The organism is Paraburkholderia sp. RL17-381-BIF-C (genome assembly GCF_046026435.1).
Lineage (GTDB): Bacteria > Pseudomonadota > Gammaproteobacteria > Burkholderiales > Burkholderiaceae > Paraburkholderia.
Genome location: NZ_JARESX010000191.1, coordinates 1 through 1,002, shown reverse-complemented (window position 1 = coordinate 1,002; position 1,002 = coordinate 1). Strand labels below are relative to the sequence as shown.

2 protein-coding genes are annotated in these 1,002 nt (G+C 62.0%); both read left to right on the top strand.

Features of this window, described 5'->3' with window-relative positions:
- Window positions 1–239: 239 nt before the first annotated feature.
- Window positions 240–518: a hypothetical protein gene (locus P0D70_RS36605; protein ID WP_408188113.1), complete on the top strand. Its 279-nt coding sequence runs from the start codon at window positions 240–242 to the stop codon at window positions 516–518.
- Window positions 519–606: 88 nt separating this feature from the next.
- Window positions 607–891, top strand: coding sequence for a hypothetical protein (locus P0D70_RS36600; RefSeq protein ID WP_091806164.1), 285 nt, complete (start codon window positions 607–609; stop codon window positions 889–891).
- The last annotated feature ends 111 nt before the right edge of the window (window positions 892–1,002 follow it).

Genomic DNA, 1,002 nt, shown 5'->3' with positions numbered 1-1,002 from the left:
ATCCAACAGCATGACGTAGTCTGTCGGGCGCACGCCGTCAGCCGCTCATCTCCCAGATGCCGCGATGCGCCACCACCAACCCGGCACCGCCACGCGAAAGCCTTACGCAGCAAGCCTCCCTCAACTTTATTAGGAACCTTGAATAAAACTGGCACAGCCCGTGCATTAGTGACACTCGAGCAGACAAGTTGCTCGCAACCTTTCCCAGGCCAATGCCCTTTCCCTTCAGGAGATTCACCATGAACACGCTGACCATCAAAGACCTCTCCATCACCGAACAACTCGACAGCAAGGCCATGAGCGCCGTGCGCGGCGGCACTGGCTACTACCCGTCCACCTCGTACTTCAACTTCAGCCCCGTGTTTGCCCCGAACAACAGCAAGAAGGTCGATGCCACGCAGTTGATCAACAACGAACTGAACCTGCAGAACGCCAACGGCAACAACGTCGCGTTCGCCTCCGGCATCCACTCGACGGTCAACCCGTACGTCACCACGAGCAACAACATCCACGTGTAAGACGTGACGCGGCGAGGCGCCCGGCTCTCCGGCGCGCTTCACCGCCCGCCGACTACCCGCGTCCTGCGCGCACCTTTGGAGAAGCACCATGTCATCCCTCATGATTCGCGATCTGTCCGGCACCCGCGAGCTCGACCGCCGCGCCATGTCGGCGGTGGCCGGCGGCACCGGCAGCAGCGTGCCCGGCCTGCCCTCGGTCGCCGGCCTTGGCGGCATTGCCAACGTCAACGTCTCGATAAACCAGAACCTCAACCAGATGCAATACGTCAACGTTGCCGCACTCAACAACGTCGGCGTGATCGGCGCGGGCTTCGTGCCGCTGCACCTGAACGTGAGCCCCTCGCTCTGGGGCGCCAACTACGCCAACGTCTGACGGCTCGCAGTAGCGAGGGCCGGGGGGCCTCACTACTGCCGGCACAGTCTCACCGTCCGGCGAGCCGTGGATAGATTTCCTATACTGATAGTGCGAGGAGACCTCAGCACA

What these genes read in the sequence shown, in the direction of transcription:
- P0D70_RS36605 (WP_408188113.1), top strand. Translation starts at nt 240, where the DNA reads ATGAACACGCTGACCATCAAAGACCTCTCCATCACCGAACAACTCGAC.
- P0D70_RS36600 (WP_091806164.1), top strand. Translation starts at nt 607, where the DNA reads ATGTCATCCCTCATGATTCGCGATCTGTCCGGCACCCGCGAGCTCGAC.